Raw genomic sequence first — 24,390 nt, 5'->3', positions numbered from 1 at the left:
CGTCAGTTGATCTTCAGCAGGCGCGCCAGGTCGGTGCGCAGGTCGCCGGGATCGAAGCCGGGAGCGTAGCGCAGGACGACGAAGCCGTTCGGGTCGACCAGCCACACGGCATCGCCGGCCGCATCGTCCGGGCGCGCCAGGCCTGCGCGCAGGCCACCGTCGACGCGCAGCGGACGCACTTCCGCGGGCAGCGCGCTGCCGGTCGGCGCGGCCCCCGCCCACAGCACGTGCACGCGGTCGGCATCCTTGTTCATCAGCCGCCAGACCTTGTCGAGATCGGCCAGCAGGCGCGCACATTCGGCCGCGCGTGCGCCATCGCAATCGCGCGGCATCGCCACGATCCGCCAGGTCCGCGGCGCGTCCTTCCAGCGATAGGCGCGGCCATCGGCCAGGCTCGGCGCGTAGCCGCGCAGGTCGCCGTAAGGCTGCAGCAGCTCGCCCTTGTTCTTGGAGCCTTGCGGCCGCCAGCCGGAGAAACGCAGCAGGCCGGCCACCAGCATGCCGCCGAAGAACAGCAGGAACAGCGCGACCAGCATGCCGCGGTTGCGGCGGCGGATGGCGTCGGTATCGTGTTGCGCGTTCATTGCGATGGTCGTTTCCGGGCACGCAGGGTGAGGACGATGGCGGCGACGAGCACCGTCAACGCCAGCCCGAACCACTGCACGGCATAGCCGAGGTGGCGTTCGGGGGTGATCGTGTTGGGCAGGATCTCGAGGTCGCGCTCGCCGGGGGCCAGCATCACGCCGGCGTCGCCCTTGTCGCGCGCCGGATCCAGGCGCAGCACGCGCGGGGCGATGCCGGTCGACAGTTTCAACTCGCGGGCGATCGCCTGCAGGTCCAGGCGCGTCGCCAGCCAGCGTTGCGGACCGGACGCCGCCAGCGCATCGCCATGCGCCAGGCCGCTGGACGGCGGCGGCGCCAGCAGGCCGCGCACCGCCACGCCCCGCCCCAACGGGCAGCCGAAGATCGGCAGGTCGCGCTTGCCATCCAGCGGCCACCAGCCCGCATCGACCAGCACCGCCTGTACGCCGTCGTCCGGCAACAGCACGCAGTACATGCGCACGCCCGGCCTGCCGCTGCGCATCTGGTTGTCCAGCCAGACCGTCTCGCCGGCGATGCTGCCGCTGCCCGCGGCCCAGTCGTAGGCGCTGGCGCGCTTGGGATCGGAGGCCAGCAGCAGCGGCTGCGGGGCATGCTTGTCCAGCGCGTGCGCGGCGGCATCCAGCCTGGCCTGCTTCTCGTGCATCCGCGCGAGTTGCCAGCGGCCGAGCGAGGCGAACAGGACGATCGCGGCCAGCGCGAGCAGCCAGCCCAGCGCGAGGTTGCGGCGGTTCGCGCTCACGCCAGTCCTCCGCATCGCTGCGATAATGCGCGCATCCCCGCGCCATGCCGCGGCAACGAGGCCGTCATGAACGATTCGCTGAAGACCCTGCTCATCGTCGGTGTGCTGATCCTCATCCTGTGGAACCTCGGCGCCGGCCTGTACTACATGCTGGTGGACAAGGGCCAGACCAAGCGCAGCGTGAATTCGCTGACCAAGCGCATCGGCCTGAGCGTGGCCTTGATCCTGTTCGTCGTGCTGGCCATCTACATGGGCTGGATCACGCCGCACGGCGTAGGCAGCAACCCGGGCTGATCCAGCCGCACCACCACCATCGCTGCAGACGCAAAGGCCGGCAATGCCGGCCTTTGTCGTTGCGATCGCTGACGCGCCGGCTTACAGCACGTACACGAACAGGAACAGGCCCAGCCAGACCACGTCGACGAAGTGCCAGTACCAGGCCACCGCCTCGAACGCGAAATGGTTGTCCTTGGTGAAGTGGCCGCGCGCGCAGCGCAGCCACATGATCGCCAGCATGAGCGTGCCCAGGGTCACGTGCGCGCCGTGGAAGCCGGTCAGCATGAAGAAGGTCGAACCGTAGATGCCGGAGCCCAGGGTCAGGTTGAGCTCGTGGTAGGCATGCGCGTACTCGGTGGCCTGGTAATAGAGGAACAGGCAGCCGAGGGCGACGGTCAGGCCGAGGAACAGCAGCAGGATGCCGCGCTTGCCTTCCTTCAGTGCGTGGTGGGCGATGGTGACGGTCACGCCCGAGCTCAGCAGGATCAGGGTATTGAGCAGCGGCAGGCCCCAGGCCGGCACGGTCTGGTAGGTGCCGCCGACGCCGCCCGGGCCGTTGCTCGGCCAGCCGCCGGCGAAGTTCGACCACAGCAGGCTGTGGGTGGCCTGGCCGTCGCCTTCGCCGTTGAGCCACGGCAGCGCGAACTGGCGGGCGTAGAACAGCGCGCCGAAGAAGGCGGCGAAGAACATCACCTCGGAGAAGATGAACCAGACCATGCCCATGCGGAAGCTGGTGTCGACCTGCTTATTGTAGTGGCCGGCCAGCGACTCGCGGATCACGTCGCCGAACCACTTGAACAGGATCGCCATCAGGCCGGCCAGCCCGACGAAGAACACGGTCTTGCCCCAACTCACTTCGTTCAACCAGCTGGCGAAGCCGATCATGGTGACGAACAGCGCAACCGAGGCGAACACCGGCCAGCGGCTGCCGTGCGGCACGTAGTAGACGTTCTGGTCGTGGCTGCCGTGATGAGTGTCAGCGTGGGCGTTGGACATGGCGGTTCCGGATGATTCGATGCAAAGAGTTACGGCGCGGCGCGGGCCACGTCGGCTTGGCCCTTGCCCGCGCCCTCGTCGAGGGCGGAGGTCAGGACGTCATTCTTGTAGAACGTGTACGACAGGGTGATGGTCTTCACCCCGGCCGGCAACGCCGGGTCGACGATGAAGCGCACCGGCATGTCGCGCGCCTCGCCGGCGGCCAACGTCTGCGCCGTGAAGCAGAAGCATTCGGTCTTGTTGAAGAAGCCCGAGGCGCGCGCCGGCGCGACCGAAGGCACGGCACTGCCGACGATGGCGCGATCCGCGCTGTTGCGCGCGAAGTACTTCGCCTCGTACTGCCGGCCGACCTGCACGCGCATGGATTCCTGCTCCGGCGCGAACGCCCACGGCAGCTTGGAATTCACTCCGCCGTCGAACTGCACGGTGACCCAACGTTCCTGCTTCGCATCGTGCTGGACCACCTGCGCCGGCCCCTGCTCCAGGCGCACGCCGAACACCTTCTCGCAGGCGATCCGGTACAGCGGCACCAGCGCGAAGGCGAAGCCGAACGCGGCCAGCGCCACGCCGACCATCTTCGCCACGCCGAAGCTGCGGCTGCGGCTCACCGGCCCAGCACTCCCATCAGGATGAAGCCGACATACACCGCCACCGCGATGCCGCCGAGCAGCAAGGCGGTACGGCGCGCGGCCGCGCGCTTCGGCGCGGCCTGGGCATCATGCATGGTGGCGGGGTTTTCGCGCATGCGCAGGATCAGTGGGTGATGTCGCCGTGGGCGAGGTCGCCCGGCTTGATCACCGGCGGGGTGGTGAAGGTGTGGTGCGGGGCCGGGCTCGGCACCGTCCACTCCAGGCCATGCGCACCTTCCCAGGCACGGGCCTCGGCCTTCTTGCCGTGCTTCAGCGAGTGCCACAGCACGAAGGCCATGATGAACGGCGTGGCGAACATGCCGAACGCACCGATCGAGCTGACCAGGTTCCAGTCCGCGAACACCACGTTGTAGTCCGGGATGCGGCGCGGCATGCCGGCCAGGCCCAGGAAGTGCTGCGGGAAGAACAGCAGGTTGACGAAGATCACCGACCACCAGAAGTGGATCTTGGCGAAGGTCTCGTTGTACATGCGGCCGGTCCACTTCGGCCACCAGTAGTAGACGGCGGCGATGATCGAGAACAGCGCGCCGGTCACCAGCACGTAATGGAAGTGCGCGACCACGAAGTAGGTGTCGTGGTACTGGAAGTCCGCGGGCACGATCGCCAGCATCAGGCCGGAGAAACCGCCGATGGTGAACAGGATCACGAACGCGACCGCCCACAGCATCGGCGCCTCGAAGGTCATCGAGCCGCGCCACATGGTGGTGACCCAGTTGAACACCTTCACGCCGGTCGGGATCGCGATCAGCATCGTCGCGAACATGAAGTAGATCTCGCCGCCCAGCGGCATGCCCACCGTGAACATGTGGTGCGCCCACACGATGAACGACAGGAACGCGATCGACGCGGTCGCGTACACCATCGCCTGGTAGCCGAACAGCGGCTTGCGGGCGAAGGTCGGGATGATCTCGGAGGCCACGCCGAAGGCGGGCAGGATCATGATGTAGACCTCGGGATGGCCGAAGAACCAGAAGATGTGCTGGAACATCACCGGGTCGCCGCCGCCGGCAGCGTTGAAGAAGCTGGTGGCGAAGAACTTGTCGGTGAGCAGCATGGTCACCGCGCCCGCCAGCACCGGCATCACCGCAATCAGCAGGAAGGCGGTGATCAGCCAGGTCCAGCAGAAGATCGGCATCTTCAGCAGGTCGACGCCCGGGGCGCGCATGTTGAGGATGGTGGCGATGATGTTGATCGCGCCCATGATCGAGCTGATGCCCATCATGTGGATGGCGAAGATCACGAAGGCGACGTTGTTGCCGCCCTGCAGCGACAGCGGCGGATACAGCGTCCAGCCACCCGCCGGCGCACCGCCCGGCAGGAACAGCGTCATCAGCAGCAGGCTGAAGGCGAACGGCATGATCCAGAACGACCAGTTGTTCATGCGCGGCAGCGCCATGTCCGGCGCGCCGATCTGCAACGGCACCATCCAGTTGGCCAGGCCGACGAAGGCCGGCATCACCCCGCCGAAGATCATGACCAGCGCGTGCAGCGTGGTCATCTGGTTGAAGAACTCGGGGCTGACGTGCTGCAGGCCCGGCGTGGCCAGCTCGGTGCGGATCACCACCGAGAACGCCGCACCGATGATGAACATGATGAAGCTGAAGACCAGGTAGAGCGTACCGATGTCCTTGTGGTTCGTGGAGAAGAACCAGCGGTCGATGAAGCTCTGCTTGTGGTCGTCGTGGTGGTCGGCGTGGGCCATGGCCTGACTCTCAGTAATCAATCGATGCGTGGATCAACCGGCAGCCGCGGCATTCGCCGGGGCCTGCTCGGTTTGCGGGGCAGTCGCGGCCGCGGCCGGCGCTGCATCGGTTTGCTCGGTGGCGGCCGGCGCTTCGCCCGCGGCGGGGGCGGTCGCCTCGGCGGCGGCGGGGGCCGGCGCGCGCTTGGCCTTCTCCGCCGCAAGCCAGGACGCGAACTCGTCCTTGCTCACGGCCTTGACCACGATCGGCATGAAGCCATGGTCCTTGCCGCACAGCTCGGCGCACTGGCCGCGGTAGACCCCGGGCTTCTCGATGTCCGCCCAGGCTTCGTTGACGATGCCGGGGATCGCGTCCTGCTTCCAGCCCAGCGCCGGCACCCACCAGGCGTGGATGACGTCGTCGGCGGTCAGCACGAAGCGGATCTTGGTGCCGACCGGCAGCACCAGCTGGTTGTCGACCTCCAGCAGGTAGTGCGGCAGGTTGGCGGTGCGCGCGTCGACGCCGCTCTGGCGCACTTCGTCGCTCTTGCGGTCGAGGCGGCTGGTGAATTCCACGTCCTCGCCCAGGTATTCGTACTTCCACATCCACTGGTAGCCGGTGACCTTGACGGTCATCGCGGCGTCGCGGGTGTCGTACTGGCGCATCAGGCCGTGGGTCGCCGGGAAGGCCAGGCCGATCAGGATCGCCACCGGCAGCGCGGTCCAGATGATCTCGAGCTTGGTGCTGTGGGTGAAATCCTTGTCCGGCACCGCGCCCTTGGACTTGCGGAACTTGAACATCGCATAGGCCATCGCGCCGAACACGATCACGCCGATGACCACGCACAGCCACAGCACGATCATGTGCGCGTCGTAGGCGGCATGCGAGGTCGGGGTCACGCCGGGCGCCATGTTGAGCTGCCAGCGGTGCGGATCCGCGTGGTTTGCGGCTTCCTGCGCCTGCGCCAACATCGGCAACGCCAACGCCGCGGCCAATGCCAAATATTTCATACGACCGGGTGTCATCACATCGAGCCCCACTGATATGCCTGGAGATGCCGGGCCGACGGCCTGCTTTGCCGCGGACCGCGCCTTGGTCTGGGTTTTCACGCGCCCCTGCCCCGGCCACGAACGGCAAAGGGCCGGGAACAACCGGGAAATGGTACCGGCGGGGCCCAGATGCGGCAACCCGCAGCGATGCCTTCGGATGCCGGCGACGCCCCGCGGCACTACACTAGGCGCCCCCGAATGCAGGCAGCCTGCGGGCGCGATGAGCACCGAACCCAGCCCCGTTTCCCCGATTGCGCCGATCCTCGCGCCCGAACTGAACCCGCTTCCACCGTCCGCGCGCGCCGCGATCACCGCGGGCTGGATCCGCGACGAAGCCAGCCATGTGCGCGAACTGCTCGCGCAGGCCGCCCTGCCGGAGGCCGAGCGCACCGCCGCCCAGGCCACCGCGGCCGACCTGGTGCGCCGCGTGCGCGCCCGCGCCCGCGACCAGGGCGCGGTCGAGGCCTTCATGCGCCAGTACGACCTCGGCAGCGAGGAAGGCGTGCTGCTGATGTGCGTGGCCGAGGCCCTGCTGCGCATCCCCGACCAGGGCACCGCCGACGCCCTGATCCGCGACAAGCTCGGCGACGCCAACTGGAAGCGCCACCTCGGCCAGTCCGACTCGGTGCTGGTCAACGCCTCGACCTGGGGCCTGATGCTGACCGGCAAGCTGGTCGACCTGGCCGACGACACCAAGCGTGACGTGCACGGCGCCTTCCAGCGCCTGATCGGTCGCGCCGGCGAGCCGGTGATCCGCCTGGCCGTGCGCCAGGCGATGAAGATCATGGGCCACCAGTTCGTGCTCGGCCGCACGATCGACGAAGCGCTGTCGCGCAGCCGCAAGGGCGACAACGCCAACTATCGCTATTCGTTCGACATGCTCGGCGAAGGCGCACTGACCACCGCCGACGCGCGTCGCTACCTCGAAGCGTATCGACAGGCGATCCACGCCATCGGCAGCACCGGCCCGTTCGCCGACGTGTTCGCCGCGCCCAGCATCTCGGTCAAGTTGTCGGCGCTGCATCCGCGCTACGAGCACGCCAAGCGCGCCCGCGTGCTGGCCGAGCTCGGCGCCGGCCTGCTGGAACTCTCGCAGCTGGCCAGGTCCTACGGCATCGGCCTGACCATCGACGCCGAGGAAACCGACCGCCTCGAACTATCGCTCGACCTGATCTTCCAGGTACTGGGCGACGATTCGCTGCGCGACTGGAACGGCTTCGGCATCGTGGTGCAGGCCTACCAGAAGCGCGCACCGTTCGTGATCGACTATATCGCGCACATGGCTGGGCAATTGGGTCGGCGCATCCCGGTGCGGCTGGTCAAGGGCGCGTACTGGGATGCCGAAATCAAGCGCGCGCAAATGGATGGCCAGGCCGGCTATCCGCTGTTCACCCGCAAGCAGAACACCGACGTGTCCTACATCGCGAACGCGCGCCGCCTGCTCGACGCCGGCGATGCGGTCTACCCGATGTTCGCCACCCACAACGCGCAGACCATCGCCACCGTGCACCGCATGGCGCGCGCGATGCGCAACCGCCGCGACTTCGAGTTCCAGAAACTGCACGGCATGGGCGATGACCTGTACGCCGAGGTCATCCCGGCCGATCGCCTGGACGTGGCCTGCCGCGTGTATGCACCGGTCGGTTCGCACGAAGACCTGTTGCCCTACCTGGTGCGTCGCCTGCTCGAGAACGGCGCCAACTCCAGCTTCGTCAACCGCATCACCGACGAGTCGATCTCGATCGACGAACTGATCCGCGACCCGGTCGAGGCCGTCCGCAACTTCGATCCGATCCCGCATCCACGCATCCCGCTGCCGGTCGACCTGTACCGCAGCCAGCACCAAGACCGAGACAATTCCATGGGCCTGAACCTCGCCAATGACGACCAGCTGCGCGAACTCGCCGCCGCCATCAACAACGCCGGCGCCGGTAGCTGGTCCGCAAGCCCGCTTGTGCCCGGCGCCAACGCCACTGGCGAAAAAATCGCCGTGACCAATCCGGCGGATCGGCGCGAAGTGGTCGGCCACTGGCAGGCGGCAGACAGCGCCACCGTCGAACGCGCGCTGCTGAATGCGGTGGCGGCACATGCCGGGTGGGACGCAACGCCCGCCGCTTCGCGCGCGGCGATCCTGGAGCATGCCGCCACCTTGCTGGAAGCGCGCATGCCGGCCTACATGGCGATGTGCACCAAGGAAGCCGGCAAGACCCTGCCCGACGGCATCGCCGAAGTGCGCGAGGCGGTGGATTTCCTGCGCTATTACGCCCTGCAGGCACGCGAGCATTTCGCGCCGATGGCGCTGCCCGGCCCGACCGGCGAATCCAACCAGTTGCAGCTGGGCGGACGCGGCGTGTTCGTGTGCATCTCGCCGTGGAATTTCCCGCTGGCGATCTTCATCGGCCAGATCGCCGCGGCGCTGGCCGCCGGCAACACGGTGATCGCCAAGCCGGCGGAACAGACCAACCTGATCGGCCATGCCGCGGTGCAACTGCTGCACGAAGCCGGCATCCCGCAGGACGTGTTGCAGTACCTGCCGGGCGACGGCGCCACCGTCGGCGCCGCGCTGACCCGCGATGCGCGCGTGGCCGGCGTCTGCTTCACCGGCTCCACCGAAACCGCGCGCCTGATCAACCGCGCACTGGCCGGCCGCGACAGCGGCGCGATCGCCACCCTGATCGCCGAGACCGGCGGACAGAACGCGATGATCGCGGACAGTTCCTCGCTGCCGGAACAGGTGGTCAAGGATGCATTGGGCTCCGCCTTCACCTCCGCCGGCCAGCGCTGCTCGGCGGCACGCGTGCTGCTGGTGCAAGAGGACATCGCCGACAAGGTCATCCACATGCTCGCCGGCGCAATGGCGGAACTCACCGTCGGCGATCCCGGCCTGCCCTCCACCGACGTTGGCCCGGTAATCGACGAGGACGCCAAGGGCATCCTGGTGGCGCATGCCGCGCGAATGAAGTCGGAGGCGAAGTTCATCGCCGAGGCAAAGCTCGGTGAAGCCACGCAGCACGGCACCTTCTTCGCGCCAACCGCGTGGGAACTGAAGTCGATCAATGAACTCGACCGCGAGAAGTTCGGCCCGGCGTTGCACGTTGTGCGCTGGAAGGCGGACGAACTCGATGCCGTGGTCGATGCCATCAACGCCACCGGCTACGGGCTGACGCTGGGTATCCATTCGCGCATCGACGCCACCATCGACCGCATCGTGCAGCGCGCGAAGGTCGGCAACATCTACGTCAACCGCAACCAGATCGGCGCGGTGGTCGGCGTGCAGCCGTTCGGTGGCCAGGGCCTGTCCGGCACCGGCCCCAAGGCCGGCGGCCCGCACTACCTGCCGCGCTTCGCCACCGAGAAAACCGTCACCATCAACACCACTGCCGCCGGCGGCAATGCGAGCCTGCTGACATTGGGGGATTGAGCCGGCCATCGCGCGCCAAGCTCGCGGCGTCCGCCGCCGCAACGAAAAAGCCCCGCCGAAGCGGGGCTTTTTCTTGCTCGATGATCCGCGAAGGATCAGAAGCGGTACTGCATCGACACGCCGTACAGGTTGGCGTGGCCCGAGAACTCGCCGACCAGGGTCGAGGTGTTGCCGGCAGCGGCGTCCACCGGCAGGTTGATCGTCGGGTTGTCGATGGTGATGCGCTGGAACGCCGCATCGATCGACAGGTGCTCGCTCACGTTCCAGCTGGCGCCGATCGAGTACAGCATGCGGTCGTTGTCGGGCAGGCGCGGGGTGCGGGCCGCGTTGTTGGTCGGCGATTCGTCCGAGCCAACGCCGGCGCGCAAGGTGAAGGCATCGCTGATGTCGTATTCGGCGCCCACGCTGTAGAACTTAGTGTTCTTCCACAGGAAGGGCTCGGCGCCGACGACGGTGCCGCTGGCGCGGGTGATGGTGATGTCATGCAGCGAGGTCCAGTTGGTCTGCTGGAAATCGGCCAGCACGCGGAACTGGTCGGTGAAGCCGTAGCGCATGCTGATCGTCCACACCGCGGGCGTGGTCAGCTTGGCGCCGCCATCGCCATCCACGAAGCGCGGATCCGCGCCCAGCAGGGCCGGAACGCCCTGGAAGTCGAGCGTGCCCTCGAGGGCGTGCTCGATCTCCGAGCGGTAGCTCATGCCGAAGGCGAACTTCTCGTTCGGGGTGAACTGCATGCCGAGCACCCAGCCGGTGCTGGTGTCGTCGCCTTCGACCGTGAAAGTGCCATCCGCGGACTGCGGGTGGTACAGCGGGTACAGCGCCCAGTTCGGGTTGAAGCAGGTGTTGGCCGGGCTGGTCGGAACCGAGGCGGCGGCCTGGGCGCAGATCGCGGTACCGAAATCGATGGCCTTGCTCAAGGTCGCTTCGGCGCGCTCGTAGATGAAGCCGGCGCCAATCGACAGGCTGTCGGTCGGCTGCACGGCGATCGACAGGGTCAGGTCAACGGTCTTGAGATCCGAGGTCAGGGCGCGGTAGCGGCCCACCCAACCCGACTCGTATTCGGTCTTCAGGCCGAACGGAGCGCCGACGCTGGCGCCGAGGGTGACCTTGTCGAAGGTGCCCGACAGCGGGAACACGATGGCCATGTTCGGCACAACCGTCGGATCACCCGGATCACCGCCATTGCCGCCAGACAGCGGGGCCGCGGGCGAGCCGAGGACATTGCCACCGCCGGCGAAATCGGCCGTCAGGTCGATGACGGTGATGTCGGACTGGATGGTGGTCTTGTCGAAGTTGCTCATCGCCGCCGGGTTCAGCGACACGTTCGACGCGTCCTTGCCGACGATGCTGCCGGCATTGGACTTGCCGAGGTTCTTCACGCTCTGCTCGCGCAGCTGGAAGCCGGAGGCACTGGCCTGGCCGGCGGCCAAGGTGCCGAGCACGGCCAACGCGAGCGCGGTGGCGCGGAAGCTGCGGGTGGTGGTCTTCATTCGAATCGTCTCCGTGACTCTTGTGCAGGGATAGTTGTTCTCGGGCGGCGATGCAGGTGCATCGAAGCGCGGATCAGCGCTGCGCGAGCCGGGACTCTGCCTGCGGCAGCCCTCCCCCGACGTACGACGCCGTATGCAGTATAGCGCGTAATTTAACCCGAAGCTAACAATCCCGGCGGCAGCCAGTACAGTTGCAGGTCATGTTCGTCGGCATCTCCACCCGCAAGAAGACCCTGTTCCGCTGGGCCACGCCCCTGCTGTTCGTGGCGCTGTGGCTGGCCTACGTCTGGGGGGCGATGCGTGCGCCGGCATTGCGGCATGGTGCCGAACTGGACTGGGGGGTCCTGTCGGGTGGACTGGACAGCCTCGAGGCTTGGCAGCGGGCCTTCGCCGACGGCAGCGTGCTGCGCCTGTTCTCCGCGCTGTTCCTGCACGCGGACTGGATCCACCTGCTCGGCAACCTGGTATTCCTGCTGATCTTCGGGTTGCCGGCGGAGCGTGTGATGGGCGGCTGGCGCTTCCTGGCCCTGTTCCTGATCGGCGGCGCGGTGGCGAACCTGGCCGCGGTGCTCGCCATCGGCGCACCGGATCGGGTCATCATCGGGGCCAGCGGCGCGGTGTCGGCGGTGATCGGCGCCTACCTGGCCCTGTTCCCGACTGCCCGCCTCGGCGTGGTGTTGCCGCTTGGGTTGTTCCTGGAGTTCGTGCGCGTCCCGGCTTCTCTGCTGATCGGCCTGTGGGCATTGCTGCAAGTGGTGTTCGCCTACAGCGGCCCGACCTTCGGCGCGGTCGCGTGGCCGGCGCATATCGCCGGCTTCCTGTTCGGGGTGGTGTTCGCCCTGCTCACCCGCGCGGCGATCGCACGCCGCCTGCGCCACAGCCGCGGCTACTGAGCCTTCGCCTTCGGCCTTGCACTCGCCGGTGCCGCGGTCGCGACCGCAACCACGCCGGCCATCTTCTTCAATTCCGCCAGCGCGGCATCGACCGGCTTCTGGCCCGGCAACACATCGCCGGCATTGTCGCCTTCGAGTGCTTCCTCGCCTTGCAGGTGCCGCGGCAACGCCGCTTCGCTGATCATCGCCCGCGCGCCACCGCCTTCGGGTTTCAGCACCACGTCCGGCACGATGCCCAGCGCCTGGATCGAATGCCCGCTGGGGGTGTAATAGCGCGCGGTGGTGAGCTTGACCGAATCGCCGTTGTCCAGCGGCAGCAGGGTCTGCACCGAGCCCTTGCCGAAGGTGCGGCTGCCGACCACCCGCGCGCGCTTGTTGTCGTGCAGCGCGCCGGCCAGCACTTCGGCGGCGCTGGCGGAACCGGCATCGACCAGCAGGACCACCGGCGCGCCCTGCAGCCTGTCGCCGGGGGTCGCATCGAAGCGGCTGTCGCCGATCATCGCGCGGCCCTTGGTGCTGACGATGCCGCCCTTGTCCAGCAGCTCGTCGGCGATCTGCACCGCGCCCACCAACAGCCCGCCAGGATTGCTGCGCAGGTCGATCAGCAGGCCGCGCAGCGGCCCGCCCGCGGACTTCTGCAGGCCGTCCACCGCCTTGACGAAATCCGCCGCGGTCGCGGCCTGGAAACTGCCGACGCGCACATAGCCGAAGCCCGGCTCCAGCATGCGCGAACGCACGCTGCTGGTGCGGATGGTTTCGCGCACCAGGGTCACGTCGAACGGCTTGGGCGTGCCTTCGCGCAGCACCCGCAACACGACCTTGCTGCCGGCCACCCCGCGCAACGGGGCGGAAGCGTCCGCATCAGCCGGCCCGAGCACCTTGCCGTCGATGGCGATGATCCGGTCGCGGCTGCGCAGGCCGGCGCGCTCGGCGGGGCCGTCGTCCAGCGGGGCGACGATGCGCAAGCCGCCTTCCGGCAACTGCTGCAGCTCCAGGCCGACGCCGTCGTAGGCGCCACGGGTCTGTTCGTTGAAATCGTCCGCGTCCGCCTTCTGCAGGTAGGCGCTGTGCGGGTCGAGGTCGAGCAGCAGGCCGCGCACCGCGGACTGCATCAGCGCATGGTCGTCGACCGGATCCACATAGGCCTGCTTGACCGCGTTGTAGACCATCACGTAGCGGCGGATCTCGTCCAGCGGCACCTTGGCGTCGTCGGTGCTGGCCGCATCCGGATCGTCGCTGGCGGCCACGGCATCGGACTTCTCCGTCGCTTGCGGCGCTTCCTGCGCATGCGCGCATGCAGGCGCGAGGCCCAGCACCGCGGCGACCGACAGGGATAGGGAGAGTGCCCGCATGGTGTGCTCCGCTCGGTTCATGGCTGCTTCGACCCGCCGCTTCCGCGCCGGTTCCGCCATGATGCCGCGAACCGCGCCGCGATGGCGCCAGCCCGGTTACTGCCGGGTCAGCCATCCCGCCGGATTCACCGGCGAACCGTTGCGGCGCAACTCGAAATACAGCGCCGGCCGCTCCTGGCCGCCGGAAATGCCGACGCTGGCCACCGCCTCGCCGCGCTTCACCGCATCGCCGGCATCGCGCAGCAGGCCGTCGTTGTGCGCATACAGGCTCATGTAGCCGTTGCCGTGGTCGATGATCAGGATGTTGCCGTAGCCGGTCATCCAGTCGGCGAACACCACGGTGCCGTCGGCCACCGCCTTGACCGGGCTTCCGGCCGGCGCGGCGATCAGCACGCCATCGCTGCGGCGGCCATCCGGCAAGGCACCGCCGTACGAGGCCAGCAGGCTGCCGGATACCGGCCAGCCAAGGCCGCCCACTTTCATCGCCGGCGCCGTCGCCACCAGCGGGCGCTTCTGCACCGGCTTGCCCGCTGCCTTCGCCGTGCGTTCCGCCGCCGCCTTCGCCCGCGCGGCCTCGCGCGCCGCCTTCGCCGCCGCGATCCGCAATTGCGCCAACAGATCCTGCAAAGCCTTGGCATCGCGACCCAGCGCCTTCTCGCGACCGGCCTTGTCCTGGTATTGCTGGTCGATGCCGGCCAGCACGCCGGCGCGCTGCTTGCGCGCGACCTCGAGTTGCGTGACCTGCGCCGCCTGCCGCTTGCGATCGTCGATGAGCGCCGCCTGGCGCTGGCCGATCTCCCGCTCCAGCGCATCGATGCGGCGCAGTTCCGCGCTGAGTTCGCGGATGCGCTGCACGCGACCGCGCTGCAGGTAGCCCTGGTAGGTCAATGCGCGCTCCGCTTCGGCGATGCGGTCCTGGGCCAGCATCGCCTTCAGCGGCGCATCGCCGCCGGCCAGCTGCGCCGCGCGCAGCAAGCGCGCCAGTTCCGCCTTCTTCGCATCCAGGTCGCCAGCATGCCGCGCGCGTTCCGCCTGCAACTGGGTGAGCGATGCGCTGTCGCGTTGCAGGGTGGACTCGATGCCGCGCAGGCTGCGTTGCGCGCTGCCTACCTGTTCATCCGCCTGCCGCAACTGGCGGGTCGCATCGCCACGCGCGCCCTCCAGCTTGCGTCGCTCGATCGCCACCGCCTTCAGTTCGCTGCGCACCTTCCGCAGGCGCTGTTCGGCTTCGCGCTGGTCCTGCGCCGGCGCGGCCCCAGCCATGGCCAGCGCCAGCAGCGCGATGGCGGACGCCTTGCGCATCAGGCCGGCAGCAGCAGGCTCTGCCCGCTCATGTCGGCGGGCTTGGGCAGGCCCAGCAGGTCGAGCAGGGTCGGCGCGATGTCGCGCAACGCACCACCGCTGCGCAGCGCGGCCGCGCGTTCGCCCACGTACACCAGCGGCACCGGGCCGACCGTGTGCGCGGTATGCGGCTGGCCGGTGTCGGGATCGCGCATCATTTCCAGGTTGCCGTGGTCGGCGGTGACCAGCAGCGCGCCGTGGACGCGCTGCACCGCGTCGCTGACCTTGCCGATGGCGATGTCCACCGCTTCGGCCGCCTTGATCGCCGCCTCCAGGATGCCGCTGTGGCCGACCATGTCCGGGTTGGCGATGTTGCAGACGATGGCGTCAAAGGCCTGCGATTCGATCGCCGCGACCAGTTTCTCGGTCAGCTCCGGGCAGCTCATTTCCGGCTGCAGGTCGTAGGTGGCGACCTGCGGGCTGGGGATCAGGGTGCGCGATTCGCCGGGGAACAGCGCTTCGCGGCCGCCGCTGAAGAAGAAAGTGACGTGCGCGTATTTCTCGGTCTCGGCGATGCGCAGCTGGGTCAGGCCGTTGTCCGCCAGCACTTCGCCGAAAGTGTGGCGCAGGTCGTCCGGCGCGAACGCCAGCGCCGCCGGCAGTTTCGCGTCGTACTCGCTCAGGCAGACGAAGCGCGACAGCGCCGGACGACGCGCGGCGAACCCGTCGAACGCGGGATCGACGAACGCCGCGGTGAGCTGGCGCGCGCGATCCGCGCGGAAATTCATGAACACGACGGCATCGCCATCGCGCATCGGTTGCGCGCCGTCGAGCACGGTGGGCGCGACGAACTCGTCGTTCTCGCCGCGCGCATACGCCGCCTGCAGGGCCGACAGCGCGTCGGGTTCGCGGAACTCGCTTTCGGCCTCGACGATCGCATCCCACGCCCGGCGCACGCGATCCCAGCGCTTGTCGCGGTCCATCGCGTAGTAGCGGCCACCGACCGTGGCGATGCGCGCGTTGCCGAGCCGGTCGCACAACGCCTGCAAGGCGCGCAGGCTGGGTTCGGCGGATTGCGGCGGGGTATCGCGGCCGTCGAGGAAGGCATGCACGGCGACCCGCGGCACGCCCGCGCGATGCGCGAGTTCGAGCATCGCGAAGATGTGGTTCTCGTGGCTGTGCACGCCGCCCGGCGACAGCAGGCCCATCACGTGCAAGGTGCCACCGTCCGCCTTGGCGGCCGCGCAGGCCGCCAGCAATTCGGCATTGGCGAAGAAGCTGCCGTCCTCGATCGCGGCATCGACCCGGGTCAGGTCCTGGTAGACGATGCGGCCGGCGCCGAGGTTCATGTGGCCGACTTCGGAATTGCCCATCTGTCCGTCCGGCAGCCCGACGTGGCGGCCCTCGGTATGCACCAGCGTGTGCGGACGGGTGGCGAGCAAGTGCCGCCAGTTCGGCAGATCGGCCAGCGCCAACGCGTTGTCCTCGACCGCCTCGCGATGGCCCCAGCCGTCCAGGATCAGCAGCACGACGGGTTTCGGGCGGGACGACGGGGATGCGGACACGATGGCTTCCTGGTGGGGGTTGCCGCGGTGCGGCATGCGCTGATTGTAGCGGCTGTAAACCTTCCGCCTCCCCGCTGCATCACTCCCTGCAACCACCCCGGGAGTCACCGCATGAACCGCACCCTGCTCTTCACCGTCCTCCTCGCCGCGTCCGCCGGTGCCGTCGCGCACGACCATGACGACCACGGCCCGGGCCACAGCATCGACAAGGTCAACGGCAGCATCACCGCCCAGGCCGGCCAGAGCTACGGCGACCTGAGCACGGTCAATGGCGGCATCGACCTGCAGCGCGGCGCCAGGGTCGAGGACGTGGAAACCGTGAACGGCGGGATCGAGGCCGAGGACGAGGTGAGCGCGCGTTCGGTGTCCACGGTCAACGGCGGGATCCGGCTTGGCCAACGCACCCGGGTCGACGGCGACGTGGAAACCGTCAACGGCGGCATCTTCCTCGACCGCGGCAGCAACGTGCGCCGCGGCGTGTCGACCGTGAACGGCGGCATCGGCCTGGTCGACACCGACCTCGGCGGCGGCATCGAAACCGTGAACGGCGACATCAGCGTCGGCGTGGGTTCGCACGTGAAGGGCGGCATCCACGTCGAGAAGCCGAACGGCAACTGGGGCTTGCGGATGGGCAAGCAGAAGGTGCCGAAGATCGTGATCGGCCCGGACGCGGTGGTCGAAGGCAACCTGGTGTTCGAACGCGAGGTGAAGCTGTACGTGCACCAGAGCGCCCGCATCGGCAACGTCAGCGGCGCCACCGTGCAGCGCTACAGCACCGCCACGCCGCCCAAGGACTGAAGCGCCGCCGGCGGCTTGCGCCGGATCCGCGGCGCAGTGGCTAGAATCGCGGGACGTCCCCCGGAGTCCCGCAATGCGCCACGCCCTGCTCCCGCTCGCCCTGCTCGCCCTGTGCGCCTGCACTCCGCGCGGCAGCGACCAGCCCGCCGCCGATACCGACGCCGAAACTCCCGCCGCGAACGCGGCCACCGCCAGCACCCACGAATTCCATGACGGAATCGATGCCGGCGATTTCGCCGAGCACGTGCAACAGCTGTCGTCGGATGCGTTCGGCGGCCGCGGCCCCGGCACGCCGGGCGAAGAGAAGTCGGTCGAGTACATCAAGGCGCAGTTCGCGCGGATCGGCCTGCAACCGGGCAACGGCGGCGACTGGTTCCAGACCGTACCGATGGTGGAAACCACCGCCGACGAATCGGCCACGCTGAACCTGAGCGTGGCGGGCGCGCCGCAGGTACTGAAGTTCGGCAGCGACATGGTGGTCGGCACCCGCACCGGGCAGGCCCAGGTCAGCATCAAGGACAGCCCGCTGGTGTTCGTCGGCTACGGCGTGGACGCGCCGGAGCAGCAGTGGAACGACTACGCCGGCATCGACGTCAAGGGCAAGACCGTGGTGATGCTGGTCAACGACCCCGGCTTCCACGCCGGCGACGCCAAGCTGTTCGACGGCAAGCGCATGACCTACTACGGGCGCTGGACCTACAAGTTCGAGGAAGCCGCGCGCAAGGGCGCCGCCGCCGCGCTGATCATCCACGACACCGAAGGCGCGTCCTACGGCTGGGACGTGGTGAAGAATTCCTGGTCCGGCCCGCAGTACGACCTGCCGGCCAAGGACGATCCGGCGCCGCGCGTGCCGGCGCAGGGCTGGATCACCGGCGATGCCGCGACAGCGCTGTTCAAGGCAGCCGGGCAGGACCTGGCCAAGCTGCGCGCCGCCGCCAACAAGCGCGGCTTCAAGCCGGTGCCGCTGGACGCCAAGCTCTCGCTGGACCTCAAGAGCAGCAGTGTCGAGAAGAACTCGCGCAACGTGATCGGCCTGCTGCCCGGCAGCGAAGCGCCGGACGAGGCGATCGTCTACATGGCGCACTGGGACCATCTCGGCACCCACGAGGGCGAGAGCGGCGACAACATCTACAACGGCGCCGTCGACAACGCGACCGGCGTGGCGGCGATCCTCGAGCTGGCCGAAGCCTTCCGCAAGGCGAAGACGCCGCCGAAGCGTTCGATCCTGTTCCTCGCGGTGACCCTGGAGGAATCCGGCCTGCTCGGCTCCAAGTACTACGTCGCCCATCCGGTGGTGCCGCTGGACAAGACCGTGGCGGTGGTGAACCTCGACGCACTGGCGCCGATCGGCAAGGCCCGTGACATCACCGTGGTCGGCAAGGGCAGCTCGCAGCTGGAGGACGTGCTGAAGGTCGTGCTGGACAAGCAGCAGCGCAAGGCGGTCGGCGAAGAGAACACCGCGGCCGGTTACTACTTCCGTTCCGACCACTTCAACTTCGCCAAGGCGGGCGTGCCGGCGCTGTACATCGACAGCGGCACCGACCTGGTCGAAGGCGGCAAGGCGGCGGGCGAGGCGGCCGGCAAGGACTACACCGACAACCGCTACCACAAGCCCGGCGACCAGTTCGACGCGGCCACCTGGAAGCTGGACGGCATCGTGCAGGACGTGGAGACCGCCTACTCGGTCGGCGAAGCCCTGGCCAACGGCGGCCAGTGGCCGAACTGGAACGCCGGCAACCCGTTCAAGGCGGCCCGCGACAAGATGCGCCCGGCGGCAGCGAAATAAGCCGGAAAAAAGCGGCTCCGTGACGAACGGAGCCGCGCAAACGGCACGGAATCCGCTACGCTCCGCAACTACGGCAATGCCCTGGGGAGGGCCCTGATGTCCATCGCGTACTGGTGCATCGTGATCGCCGCTGCGCTTCCCTATCTCTGGGTCTCGTTCGCGAAGAGCGGCGCGCCGGGCTACAACAACAAGGATCCGCGCGGCTGGGTCGCCAGGCAGGACAGTTACCGGATCCGCAATGCGAATGGCGCCCACCTCAATGCCTTCGAGGCGTTCGCGCCCTTCGCCGCCAGCGTGCTGATGGCGCAGTTCGCCGGTGTCGACGCCGGTCGCATCTCCATCCTCGCGATGGCGTTCATCGCCTTCCGCATCCTGCATGGCATTTTCTATCTCACCGCGATCCATCGACTCCGCAGCCTGAGCTGGCTGGGCGGCTTCGCCTGCGTGGCCGCGCTCATGGTCATGGCCGCGTTGAAGATCTAGCGCAATCGAACACACCGCCCCGGACGGTGCATCCACTCCGGTCCACCGCAACACAACCACATCGTCAGGAGACAACAGATGGCAAAGAAGAAAGCTGCTCCCGCCAAGAAGGCCCCCGCCAAGGCCGCCGCGCCGAAGCCGATCAAGGAAGCCCTCAACAAGTCCGGCCTGGTCGCGCACATCGCCGAGGCGAGCGCGGTCGCCGCCAAGGACGTGCGTGCCGTGCTCGCCGCCCTTGAAGGCGCCATCCATGGTTCGATCAGCAAGAAGGGCGCCGGCCAGTTCGTGCTGCCGGGCGTGCTGAAGATCACCGCCGTGAACGTTCCGGCCAAGCCGAAGCGCAAGGGCATCAACCCGTTCACCAAGGAAGAGACCGTGTTCGCCGCCAAGCCGGCCTCGACCAAGATCAAGGTGCGCCCGCTGAAGAAGCTGAAGGACGCCGCGGCCTGATCCGGCCCGCTTCCGGTTCGACAAAAACCCCCGGTTTTCCGGGGGTTTTCTTTTGGAATCGATGCATGCCGCGAAGTTGACGTCGTGCGCGTCGCAGGACGATCATCGACCATCGATGGCGGACGGAGCGCATGGACATGCCACGAAGCTTCGCGATCGCATCCGCGGTTCTCATGCTGTCCGCATGCGCGAGCGGCGGCCACGCCATCGATGCGCGGACTGCCGCATGGTGGGCGACGACCGCGGCGCTCTCCGGCGATGACATGGAGGGACGCGACACCGGCTCGCCCGGCTACGACCGCGCCGCCGCCTACGTCGCCGAGCGCTTCCGGCGCGCGGGGCTTCGCCCCGCCGGCGATGCCGGCACGTATTTCCAGCGCATCCGCTTCGACGAAATCGAAGTGGCGAATGAAGGCACATCGTTCTCGGTGCAGCGAGCCACCGGCGACAGGCGGCCACTGCGGTTCCTGCACGAGATCTCGGTAACGCCCACCTGGGGCATGCCCGCACGCATCGACGCGCCGTTGGTGTTCCGCGGCTTTTGCGCGCCATCGGACATGACGGGCGTGCGCGGCGCCGTGGTGGCGTGTTTCGGCACGCGGCGGACCGGGCAGCCACTGTTCGCGGCGCAGATGGAAGCGGCGACTGCTGCGGGCGCGGTCGCGATGGTGCGCGTGGACGACACCGGTTTCACGATCGAGCCGCCGCGCTGGCCCTTGGCGTATGCGCGCAACGTGGTGCTGGCGGATGGTTCGCCGCGGCCACGAACCATTCCTTCGCTGCGGCTGGCGGCAACCACGTTCGCCGAAATCGCCAACGCAAGCGGACACGACGGGGGCGATATCCTCGCGCGCGGCGCGCGTGGCGAGGCGATGGCGCCATTCGACTTCCCGGCCCGCTTCGAGGCGAGCATCGTCACGCGCGAACGAAGTTCCACGTCGGACAACGTGCTGGCCGTGTTGCCGGGCACGGACCCGGCGCTCGCCAACGAACCGGTCCTGCTGATCGCGCACCTCGACGGCTACGGCCGCGGCACGCCGGTGAACGGCGACGGCCTCTACAACGGCGCACTGGACGATGCGGCGTACGTCGCGACGCTGATCGCGTTCGCCGAGACGCGTGCCGGCCGAGGCTTCCGCCGCCCGGTGATCTTCGCGGCGGTGACGGCGGAGGAAAAAGGCTTGCTGGGTTCGCGCTGGCTTGCGGCCCATCCCACCCCGGCGGCATCGACCCCCGTGGCGGTACTGAACCTGGATCAGCTGCGACCGCTGTATCCATTGAAGATCCTGACGACACTGGCGCTGGAGGATTCAACGCTGGGACAGACGGTGCGCGACGTCGCCGGGCCGATGGGCATCACGGTGCGCGCCGATCTCGAGCCGGAACGCGGCCTGCTGCGACGGACCGATCACTGGCCCTTCATGCGGATCGGCGTGCCGGCCGTGAGTTTCCTGTTCGGGTTCGATGCGGCGGATGCGGATGCGGCGGCGGCCTATCGCGCCTGGTACGAAAACCGCTACCACGCGCCGCAGGACGACGTGTCGACGCCTATCGATTTCCAGGCGCAGGCGGATTTCCACCGTTTCTATTTCGCGCTGATCGAGGCCGTGGCCGATGCGGACGCGAAACCTTCGTGGGCCGCGGATAGTCCGCATCGTCCGGGGGCGAACGAATAGGTGCCGCGCAAGCCGGGTTTTCTTCTACACACAGATCGAGTTAGTCCTGCAATCTGGCATTCGCTTACTTCGTCGCGTCGTGCAAAGCCCCGCAGTGACAACCTGCAAGGATCAAATCCCGCCGCTTGCCGGTCATACGAACGCCCAAAGACAAACCCCCAGCTCTTCGAGCTGGGGGTTTGCGGGATAAGGCCCTGGCGATGACCTACTCTTGCATGGCTTGAGCCACACTACCATCGGCGCAGCTGTGTTTCACTTCCGAGTTCGGGATGGGATCGGGTGGTACCACAGCGCTGTTGTCACCAGGGAGAGGGTGGAGGGTCGCCGGCTTCGGTGAAGCAGCGCCACGCTCTCAGAGGGAGGGAAGAAGAGTTTACGAGCGTTCGTGCAAGCCATCAACGTGTTGAGGCCAAGGGTTTCGTCGCCTTCGCGAAGAAACTTGAGGTGATATGGTCAAGCCACACGGATCATTAGTACAGGTAAGCTCAACGCATTACTGCGCTTACACACCCTGCCTATCAACGACCTAGTCTTGATCGTTCCTTCAGGGGGCTTGTGCCCCGGGAGATCTCATCTTGAGGCGCGCTTCCCGCTTAGATGCTTTCAGCGGTTATCGCTTCCGAACATAGCTACCCGGCAATGCCACTGGCGTGACAACCGGAACACCAGGGGTTCGTCCACTCCGGTCCTCTCGTACTAGGAGCAGCCCCTCTCAAATCTCCAACGCCCACGACAGATAGGGACCGAACTGTCTCACGACGTTCTGAACCCAGCTCGCGTACCACTTTAAATGGCGAACAGCCATACCCTTGGGACCGACTACAGCCCCAGGATGTGATGAGCCGACATCGAGGTGCCAAACACCGCCGTCGATATGAACTCTTGGGCGGTATCAGCCTGTTATCCCCGGAGTACCTTTTATCCGTTGAGCGATGGCCCTTCCATACAGAACCACCGGATCACTAAGTCCTAGTTTCCTACCTGCTTGATCCGTCGATCTTGCAGTCAAGCACGCTTATGCCTTTGCACACAGTGCGCGATGTCCGACCGCGCTGAGCGTACCTTCGAGCTCCTCCGTTACACTTTGGGAGGAGACCGCCCCAGTCAAACTACCCACCATACACGGTCCCCGACCCGGATTACGGGCCCAGGTTAGAACGTCAAGCACATCAGGGTGGTATTTCAAGGATGGCTCCATGCCAGCTAGCGCCGACACTTCACAGCCTCCCACCTATCCTACACAGACGAACTCAACGTTCAGTGTAAAGCTATAGTAAAGGTTCACGGGGTCTTTCCGTCTTGCCGCGGGAACGCTGCATCTTCACAGCGATTTCAATTTCACTGAGTCTCGGGTGGAGACAGCGCCGCTGTCGTTACGCCATTCGTGCAGGTCGGAACTTACCCGACAAGGAATTTCGCTACCTTAGGACCGTTATAGTTACGGCCGCCGTTTACCGGGGCTTCGATCAAGAGCTTCGCCTTGCGGCTGACCCCATCAATTAACCTTCCGGCACCGGGCAGGCGTCACACCCTATACGTCCACTTTCGTGTTTGCAGAGTGCTGTGTTTTTGATAAACAGTCGCAGCGGCCTGGTCACTTCGGCCAACCTCAGCTATTCACCATGGTTGGCGCACCTTCTCCCGAAGTTACGGTGCTATTTTGCCTAGTTCCTTCACCCGAGTTCTCTCAAGCGCCTGAGAATTCTCATCCTGCCCACCTGTGTCGGTTTACGGTACGGTCTGCGTAAGCTGAAGCTTAGGGACTTTTCCTGGAAGCGTGATATCGGTGACTTTGTCCCATTGGACTCGTCCTTGACCTCAATGTTGCGCCCCCGGATTTGCCTAAGGGCACCACCTCAGTCCTCTCACCGGGACAACCAACGCCCGGCTCACCTAACCTTCTCCGTCCTCCCATCGCACTTACGCGAGGTGCTGGAATATTAACCAGCTTCCCATCGACTACGCATTTCTGCCTCGCCTTAGGGGCCGACTCACCCTGCGTCGATTAACGTTGCGCAAGGAAACCTTGGGCTTTCGGCGTGCGGGCTTTTCACCCGCATTATCGTTACTCATGTCAGCATTCGCACTTCCGATACCTCCAGCAGACTTCTCAATCCACCTTCGCAGGCCTACGGAACGCTCCTCTACCGCGCACAACAAAGTTGTGCACCCCAAGCTTCGGTTTACTGCTTAGCCCCGTTAAATCTTCCCCGCAGACCGACTCGACCAGTGAGCTATTACGCTTTCTTTAAAGGGTGGCTGCTTCTAAGCCAACCTCCTGGCTGTCTGTGCCTTTCCACATGGTTTTCCACTCAGCAGTAATTTGGGACCTTAGCTGTGGGTCTGGGTTGTTTCCCTTTTCACGACGGACGTTAGCACCCGCCGTGTGTCTCCCGTACAGTCCGTCTCGGTATTCGGAGTTTGCAATGGTTTGGTAAGTCGCAATGACCCCCTAGCCATAACAGTGCTCTACCCCCGAGAGGATACATACGAGGCGCTACCTAAATAGCTTTCGAGGAGAACCAGCTATCTCCGGGTTCGATTAGCTTTTCACTCCTAATCACACCTCATCCCCTACCTTTGCAACGGGAGTGGGTTCGGGCCTCCAGTACCTGTTACGGTACCTTCACCCTGGGCATGACTAGATCACCCGGTTTCGGGTCTACTGCCCGCGACTATGCGCCCTTATCAGACTCGGTTTCCCTTCGCCTCCCCTATACGGTTAAGCTCGCCACGAACAGTAAGTCGCTGACCCATTATACAAAAGGTACGCCGTCACTCCTTGCGGAGCTCCGACTGCTTGTACGCACACGGTTTCAGGTTCTATTTCACTCCCTTCACCAGGGTTCTTTTCGCCTTTCCCTCACGGTACTGGTTCACTATCGGTCGGTCAGGAGTATTTAGCCTTGGAGGATGGTCCCCCCATGTTCAGACAGGGTTTCACGTGCCCCGCCCTACTCAATTTCATCGATCAGGCCCTTTCGCATACGGGGCTGTCACCCGCTATGGCCACACTTTCCAGAGTGTTTTGCTAAAACAAGATCGACTTTTGGGCTAGTCCGCGTTCGCTCGTCGCTACTGACGGAATCTCGGTTGATTTCTTTTCCTCCGGTTACTTAGATATTTCAGTTCACCGGGTTCGCTTCGTGCAGCTATGTATTCACTGCACGATACCCTTGCGGGTGGGTTTCCCCATTCGG

18 protein-coding genes, 2 rRNA genes and 1 pseudogene (1 of these 21 only partly in view) are annotated in these 24,390 nt (G+C 66.6%); 8 read left to right on the top strand and 13 right to left on the bottom strand.

Annotated features, from left to right (window positions below; translation table 11 throughout):
• Nucleotides 1–2: 2 nt before the first annotated feature.
• Nucleotides 3–584: a hypothetical protein gene (locus FHQ07_RS09650; RefSeq protein WP_139716598.1), complete on the bottom strand. Its 582-nt coding sequence runs from the start codon at nt 582–584 to the stop codon at nt 3–5.
• Nucleotides 581–1,357 carry an SURF1 family cytochrome oxidase biogenesis protein gene (locus tag FHQ07_RS09645; protein WP_139716597.1) on the bottom strand — a complete coding sequence of 259 codons (777 nt, stop codon included), beginning with the start codon at nt 1,355–1,357 and terminating at the stop codon, nt 581–583. Before FHQ07_RS09645 ends, FHQ07_RS09650 begins: the two co-directional genes overlap by 4 nt.
• Before the next feature lie 51 nt (nt 1,358–1,408).
• On the opposite strand from FHQ07_RS09645, the gene FHQ07_RS09640 reads away from it, so the two are divergent.
• A complete protein-coding gene (locus tag FHQ07_RS09640; RefSeq protein WP_139716596.1) occupies nt 1,409–1,636 on the top strand; it encodes a twin transmembrane helix small protein in 228 nt (75 codons plus the stop codon).
• 81 nt (nt 1,637–1,717) lie between these two features.
• Here FHQ07_RS09640 and FHQ07_RS09635 read toward each other — a convergent pair whose 3' ends face one another.
• Genes FHQ07_RS09635 through coxB form a run of 5 tightly spaced genes read right to left on the bottom strand, consistent with a single transcriptional unit; the run spans nt 1,718 to nt 5,956 of the window.
• Complete coding sequence (locus FHQ07_RS09635; protein ID WP_139716595.1) at nt 1,718–2,614, bottom strand: cytochrome c oxidase subunit 3; 897 nt, start codon at nt 2,612–2,614, stop codon at nt 1,718–1,720.
• A gap of 29 nt (nt 2,615–2,643) precedes the next feature.
• Entirely contained in the window at nt 2,644–3,222 is a 579-nt protein-coding gene (locus FHQ07_RS09630) for a cytochrome c oxidase assembly protein (protein WP_277871789.1), read from the bottom strand.
• Nucleotides 3,219–3,359: a hypothetical protein gene (locus tag FHQ07_RS14395; RefSeq protein ID WP_168191405.1), complete on the bottom strand. Its 141-nt coding sequence runs from the start codon at nt 3,357–3,359 to the stop codon at nt 3,219–3,221. Before FHQ07_RS14395 ends, FHQ07_RS09630 begins: the two co-directional genes overlap by 4 nt.
• 8 nt (nt 3,360–3,367) lie before the next feature.
• Nucleotides 3,368–4,966 carry a cytochrome c oxidase subunit I gene (gene ctaD, locus FHQ07_RS09625; RefSeq protein ID WP_139716594.1) on the bottom strand — a complete coding sequence of 533 codons (1,599 nt, stop codon included), beginning with the start codon at nt 4,964–4,966 and terminating at the stop codon, nt 3,368–3,370.
• 33 nt (nt 4,967–4,999) lie between these two features.
• Nucleotides 5,000–5,956 carry a cytochrome c oxidase subunit II gene (gene coxB / locus FHQ07_RS09620; RefSeq protein ID WP_240703461.1) on the bottom strand — a complete coding sequence of 319 codons (957 nt, stop codon included), beginning with the start codon at nt 5,954–5,956 and terminating at the stop codon, nt 5,000–5,002.
• Between the two features lie 259 nt (nt 5,957–6,215).
• Here coxB and putA point away from each other — a divergent pair, with 259 nt between their 5' ends.
• The gene (putA, locus tag FHQ07_RS09615; RefSeq protein ID WP_139716592.1) at nt 6,216–9,416 is read left to right on the top strand and encodes a bifunctional proline dehydrogenase/L-glutamate gamma-semialdehyde dehydrogenase PutA; all 3,201 of its coding nucleotides are present in this window, start codon (nt 6,216–6,218) and stop codon (nt 9,414–9,416) included.
• 95 nt (nt 9,417–9,511) lie between these two features.
• Here the strand turns inward: putA and FHQ07_RS09610 are convergent, their stop codons facing one another.
• Complete coding sequence (locus tag FHQ07_RS09610; RefSeq protein ID WP_139716591.1) at nt 9,512–10,906, bottom strand: OmpP1/FadL family transporter; 1,395 nt, start codon at nt 10,904–10,906, stop codon at nt 9,512–9,514.
• A gap of 200 nt (nt 10,907–11,106) precedes the next feature.
• Between FHQ07_RS09610 and FHQ07_RS09605 the strand changes: the two genes are divergently transcribed.
• On the top strand, nt 11,107–11,799 hold the full coding sequence (locus tag FHQ07_RS09605; protein ID WP_139716590.1) for a rhomboid family intramembrane serine protease: 693 nt from the start codon (nt 11,107–11,109) through the stop codon (nt 11,797–11,799).
• Here FHQ07_RS09605 and FHQ07_RS09600 read toward each other — a convergent pair.
• The 3 genes and pseudogenes from FHQ07_RS09600 to gpmI form a co-directional block, all read right to left on the bottom strand.
• A pseudogene (locus FHQ07_RS09600) lies at nt 11,796–13,151 on the bottom strand (S41 family peptidase); the annotation flags it as partial. The gene FHQ07_RS09605 and the pseudogene FHQ07_RS09600 sit on opposite strands and share 4 nt — an antisense overlap.
• A 96-nt stretch (nt 13,152–13,247) precedes the next feature.
• Entirely contained in the window at nt 13,248–14,453 is a 1,206-nt protein-coding gene (locus FHQ07_RS09595; RefSeq protein WP_139716588.1) for a murein hydrolase activator EnvC family protein, read from the bottom strand.
• Nucleotides 14,453–16,033, bottom strand: coding sequence for a 2,3-bisphosphoglycerate-independent phosphoglycerate mutase (gene gpmI / locus FHQ07_RS09590; protein ID WP_168191533.1), 1,581 nt, complete (start codon nt 16,031–16,033; stop codon nt 14,453–14,455). The genes FHQ07_RS09595 and gpmI overlap by 1 nt, the downstream gene beginning before the upstream one ends.
• Before the next feature lie 75 nt (nt 16,034–16,108).
• Here gpmI and FHQ07_RS09585 point away from each other — a divergent pair, with 75 nt between their 5' ends.
• The 5 genes from FHQ07_RS09585 (at nt 16,109) to FHQ07_RS09565 (ending at nt 21,190) form a co-directional block, all read left to right on the top strand.
• A complete protein-coding gene (locus FHQ07_RS09585; protein ID WP_139716587.1) occupies nt 16,109–16,795 on the top strand; it encodes a DUF4097 family beta strand repeat-containing protein in 687 nt (228 codons plus the stop codon).
• Between the two features lie 73 nt (nt 16,796–16,868).
• On the top strand, nt 16,869–18,581 hold the full coding sequence (locus tag FHQ07_RS09580) for a M28 family metallopeptidase (RefSeq protein ID WP_139716586.1): 1,713 nt from the start codon (nt 16,869–16,871) through the stop codon (nt 18,579–18,581).
• Nucleotides 18,582–18,677: 96 nt separating this feature from the next.
• Nucleotides 18,678–19,064: an MAPEG family protein gene (locus FHQ07_RS09575; protein ID WP_139716585.1), complete on the top strand. Its 387-nt coding sequence runs from the start codon at nt 18,678–18,680 to the stop codon at nt 19,062–19,064.
• A 78-nt stretch (nt 19,065–19,142) separates the two neighbouring features.
• A complete protein-coding gene (locus tag FHQ07_RS09570) occupies nt 19,143–19,514 on the top strand; it encodes an HU family DNA-binding protein (RefSeq protein ID WP_139716584.1) in 372 nt (123 codons plus the stop codon).
• A 131-nt stretch (nt 19,515–19,645) separates the two neighbouring features.
• Nucleotides 19,646–21,190, top strand: a complete 1,545-nt coding sequence (locus FHQ07_RS09565; protein WP_139716583.1) for a M28 family peptidase — start codon at nt 19,646–19,648, stop codon at nt 21,188–21,190.
• A 192-nt stretch (nt 21,191–21,382) separates the two neighbouring features.
• Here FHQ07_RS09565 and rrf read toward each other — a convergent pair.
• Nucleotides 21,383–21,497: ribosomal RNA gene (gene rrf / locus FHQ07_RS09560) — 5S ribosomal RNA — on the bottom strand.
• A gap of 142 nt (nt 21,498–21,639) precedes the next feature.
• A 23S ribosomal RNA gene (locus FHQ07_RS09555) occupies nt 21,640–24,390 on the bottom strand; it runs 113 nt beyond the window's last position.

Source organism: Thermomonas aquatica (genome assembly GCF_006337105.1).
Taxonomy (GTDB): Bacteria; Pseudomonadota; Gammaproteobacteria; order Xanthomonadales; family Xanthomonadaceae; genus Thermomonas; species Thermomonas aquatica.
The sequence above is the reverse complement of the archived record's forward strand: the minus strand, read 5'-3'. Positions and strand labels throughout refer to the sequence as shown.

Coding starts and splice junctions, on each gene's coding strand:
- FHQ07_RS09650 (WP_139716598.1), bottom strand. CDS start 584: ATGAACGCGCAACACGATACCGACGCCATCCGCCGCCGCAACCGCGGC.
- FHQ07_RS09645 (WP_139716597.1), bottom strand. CDS start 1,357: ATGCGGAGGACTGGCGTGAGCGCGAACCGCCGCAACCTCGCGCTGGGC.
- FHQ07_RS09640 (WP_139716596.1), top strand. CDS start 1,409: ATGAACGATTCGCTGAAGACCCTGCTCATCGTCGGTGTGCTGATCCTC.
- FHQ07_RS09635 (WP_139716595.1), bottom strand. CDS start 2,614: ATGTCCAACGCCCACGCTGACACTCATCACGGCAGCCACGACCAGAAC.
- FHQ07_RS14395 (WP_168191405.1), bottom strand. CDS start 3,359: ATGCGCGAAAACCCCGCCACCATGCATGATGCCCAGGCCGCGCCGAAG.
- ctaD (WP_139716594.1), bottom strand. CDS start 4,966: ATGGCCCACGCCGACCACCACGACGACCACAAGCAGAGCTTCATCGAC.
- coxB (WP_240703461.1), bottom strand. CDS start 5,956: ATGAAATATTTGGCATTGGCCGCGGCGTTGGCGTTGCCGATGTTGGCG.
- putA (WP_139716592.1), top strand. CDS start 6,216: ATGAGCACCGAACCCAGCCCCGTTTCCCCGATTGCGCCGATCCTCGCG.
- FHQ07_RS09610 (WP_139716591.1), bottom strand. CDS start 10,906: ATGAAGACCACCACCCGCAGCTTCCGCGCCACCGCGCTCGCGTTGGCC.
- FHQ07_RS09605 (WP_139716590.1), top strand. CDS start 11,107: ATGTTCGTCGGCATCTCCACCCGCAAGAAGACCCTGTTCCGCTGGGCC.
- FHQ07_RS09595 (WP_139716588.1), bottom strand. CDS start 14,453: ATGCGCAAGGCGTCCGCCATCGCGCTGCTGGCGCTGGCCATGGCTGGG.
- gpmI (WP_168191533.1), bottom strand. CDS start 16,033: ATGCCGCACCGCGGCAACCCCCACCAGGAAGCCATCGTGTCCGCATCC.
- FHQ07_RS09585 (WP_139716587.1), top strand. CDS start 16,109: ATGAACCGCACCCTGCTCTTCACCGTCCTCCTCGCCGCGTCCGCCGGT.
- FHQ07_RS09580 (WP_139716586.1), top strand. CDS start 16,869: ATGCGCCACGCCCTGCTCCCGCTCGCCCTGCTCGCCCTGTGCGCCTGC.
- FHQ07_RS09575 (WP_139716585.1), top strand. CDS start 18,678: ATGTCCATCGCGTACTGGTGCATCGTGATCGCCGCTGCGCTTCCCTAT.
- FHQ07_RS09570 (WP_139716584.1), top strand. CDS start 19,143: ATGGCAAAGAAGAAAGCTGCTCCCGCCAAGAAGGCCCCCGCCAAGGCC.
- FHQ07_RS09565 (WP_139716583.1), top strand. CDS start 19,646: ATGGACATGCCACGAAGCTTCGCGATCGCATCCGCGGTTCTCATGCTG.